2 protein-coding genes are annotated in these 2,716 nt (G+C 68.5%); both read left to right on the top strand.

Annotated elements, in window-relative coordinates; genetic code table 11:
* Positions 1-186: 186 nt before the first annotated feature.
* On the top strand, positions 187-1,800 hold the full coding sequence (gene istA / locus AB0B89_RS35900; protein ID WP_358562102.1) for an IS21 family transposase: 1,614 nt from the start codon (positions 187-189) through the stop codon (positions 1,798-1,800).
* The gene (gene istB / locus AB0B89_RS35895) at positions 1,800-2,633 is read left to right on the top strand and encodes an IS21-like element helper ATPase IstB (RefSeq protein WP_358562099.1); all 834 of its coding nucleotides are present in this window, start codon (positions 1,800-1,802) and stop codon (positions 2,631-2,633) included. Before istA ends, istB begins: the two co-directional genes overlap by 1 nt.
* The last annotated feature ends 83 nt before the right edge of the window (positions 2,634-2,716 follow it).

Raw genomic sequence — 2,716 nt, 5'->3', positions numbered from 1 at the left:
TGTCGCCGGCCAGGCTTATGGGACCACCGAGGGTGGTTTTCTGCCACGAGCATGGGACCACCCGGTTGCCAGTGATGGGACCACCCCGCGTGTCGGGTTCGGGGATCTGATCACTTCCGGTTACGAACCGTTCCAGGTCATTCGACTTGGTGGGGGTTCGGGGGAATGGCGTTCCGGGAGGTTTCTGTGATCGAGGTGCGTGAGGTGCTGCGGGCGTGGCTGGCGGGGGCCGGCCTGCGCAAGGTCGCTGAGCAGGCGGGGGTGGATCGCAAGACGGCTCGCCGGTATGTGGACGCGGCCACCGAGGCCGGGCTGGTCCGCGGGGGCGGCGTGGGGCAGCTGTCAGATGAGCTGATCGGCCAGATCGTCGAGGTGGTCCGCCCTGTCCGCCGCGATGGCCGGCACGGGGCGAGTTGGGAGCGGTTGGAGAGTCGGCGTGAGGAGATCGGTGCCTGGGTGAAGGCCGGCGTGCAGGTGGAGAAGATCCGCATCAAGCTGCTGCGTGTGGGCGTTGAGGTGCCGTATCGGACGCTGCACCGCTTCTGCGTGGAGCGGTGTGAGTTTGGGCGGGGCAAGACCACGGTCCGTGTGCTCGATGGGCAGCCGGGCATGGAGTGTCAGATCGATTTCGCCCGGCTTGGCCTGATTTATGACCCGGTCGAGGGCCGCAACCGGGTCGCGCATGTGCTGATCTTCACGTCGGTTTTCTCCCGGCACATGTTCATCTGGCTGACCTTCTCCCAGACCTTGGAGGCGGTGATCGCCGGGTGTGAGGCAGCGTGGCGGTTCTTCGGCGGGGTGTTCAAGGTGCTCATCCCCGACAACCTGTCGCCGGTCATCTCCAACGCCGATCCGGTCAACCCGACCTTCACCGTCGGCTGGCTGGACTACGCCCAGCACGCCGGGTTCGCCACCGATCCGGCGCGGGTGCGCTCGCCCAAGGACAAACCTCGGGTCGAGCGGATGGTGCAGTACGTGCGCGGAAACTTCTTCACCGCCGAGGACTTCGCCGACCTGGCCGACGCCCAGACGCGAGCCGAGGCGTGGTGCCATGCCACGGCGGGACTGCGGATCCACGGCACGCTGCAGGCCCGGCCTGCCGAGGTGTTCGCCGAGCGCGAGGCCAAGGCGCTGCTGCCGCCGCCCGAGGGCGCCTATGACATGCCGATCTTCAAGCAGGTGAAGGTCCACAAGGACTTCCACATCGAGATCGGCAAGGCGTTGTACTCGGTGCCGGGCCAATACATCGGCCAGCACTTGGACGCCCGCGCCGATGGCGCGCTGGTCAAGCTGTTCCACCGCGGCAGGCTGGTCAAGACCCATCCCCGCCAAGCCCCTGGGGGCCGCCGCACGGATGCGGCCGATCTGCCCGCCGAGCGGGCCGGGTATGCGATGCGTGACATCGACTCGCTGGTCCGCGCCGCCTACCGGGCCGGGAACAACGTGGGTATCTATGCCGAGCGGCACTTCGACGACACGCTGCCGTGGACCCGGATGCGGCAGGTCTACCGGCTGCTGGGCCTGGTCCGCCGCTACGGCGCCGAGCCGGTCGAGGCCGCGTGCGGCAAGGCGTTGGACCTTGATGTGTTGTCGGTCACGAAGATCGCCTCGATGCTGGACAGAGGGACACACGACACCCCGATCCCCGCACCGCGCCCCGCAGCGGTCGCGGGCGGGCGATTCGCCCGCGATCCGGCCGAGTTCAACCCGCCCCGGCGCGCGCACCTGGCTCTCCTCGGCCCTGCGGTCCGCCCCGACCCAGACGACAGCAGCGAACCTTGGACAGGGGTGAATCGGTGATGGCCAGCACCAGCACCGCGCGGAACACGGCCAACGGTCCGGTGCGTGATCCGATCAACGCCGAGCTCAAGCAGGCGCTGCGCGCACTCAAGCTCGGCAAGATGCTCGACACGCTGCCCGAACGCCTCGCGCTGGCCAAGCAGCAGCACCTGGCCCACGCCGACTTCCTGGAACTGGTGCTGGCTGATGAGGTGTCGCGCCGCGAGACCGGCTCGGCCGCGCTGCGCGCCCGCGCCGCCGGCCTGGAACACGCGATGCGCCTGGATACCTGGGACGCCAGCGCGGCCGTCACCTACGACCAGCAACTATGGGGCGAGCTGACCACGCTGCGGTTCATCGACGGCGCCAACGGCGCCCTGGTTCTGGGGCCGGTCGGCACGGGCAAGACCCACCTGGCCACCGCGCTCGGGCACATCGCGGTCCGCCGCCGCTACACCGTGGCGATGTTCCGCGCCGACAAGCTGTTCAAGCGTCTCAAGGCCGCCCGGCTCGACAACACCGTCGAGGCCGAGATGCGCCGGCTCGCTCACGTTCAGCTGCTCATCATCGACGACTTCGCGCTCAAGGGCCTGGACCAGATCGAGACCGCGGACTTCTACGAGCTGGTCGTGGAACGCCACCGCAGGGCCGCCACCGTGGTGACCTCCAACCGTGAACCCAGCGAGTGGCTGGCCATGCTCGCCGACCCGCTGCTCGCCCAGTCCGCCGTGGACCGGCTGGTGTCGGCAGCGCACGTCCTGATCGTCGAGGGCGAGTCCTACCGGACCCGTCAACGACCCACCATCCACCCCGATCACGATCCCGGCAACGGTGCGTCGCCGGGGACGAACTGAGGGAGATCATTATGATCGACTACACGACCAGGTGGTCCCTTCCTCGTGGCAACTGGGTGGTCCCATCAGGCTGGCAAGCGACA

The sequence above is a fragment of the Sphaerisporangium sp. NPDC049002 genome, assembly GCF_040649355.1.
GTDB lineage: Bacteria > Actinomycetota > Actinomycetes > Streptosporangiales > Streptosporangiaceae > Sphaerisporangium.
Note: the sequence above shows the minus strand (reverse complement) of the source record. Positions and strands in the feature narration are given on the sequence as shown.

Coding starts and splice junctions, on each gene's coding strand:
- istB (WP_358562099.1), top strand. CDS start 1,800: ATGGCCAGCACCAGCACCGCGCGGAACACGGCCAACGGTCCGGTGCGT.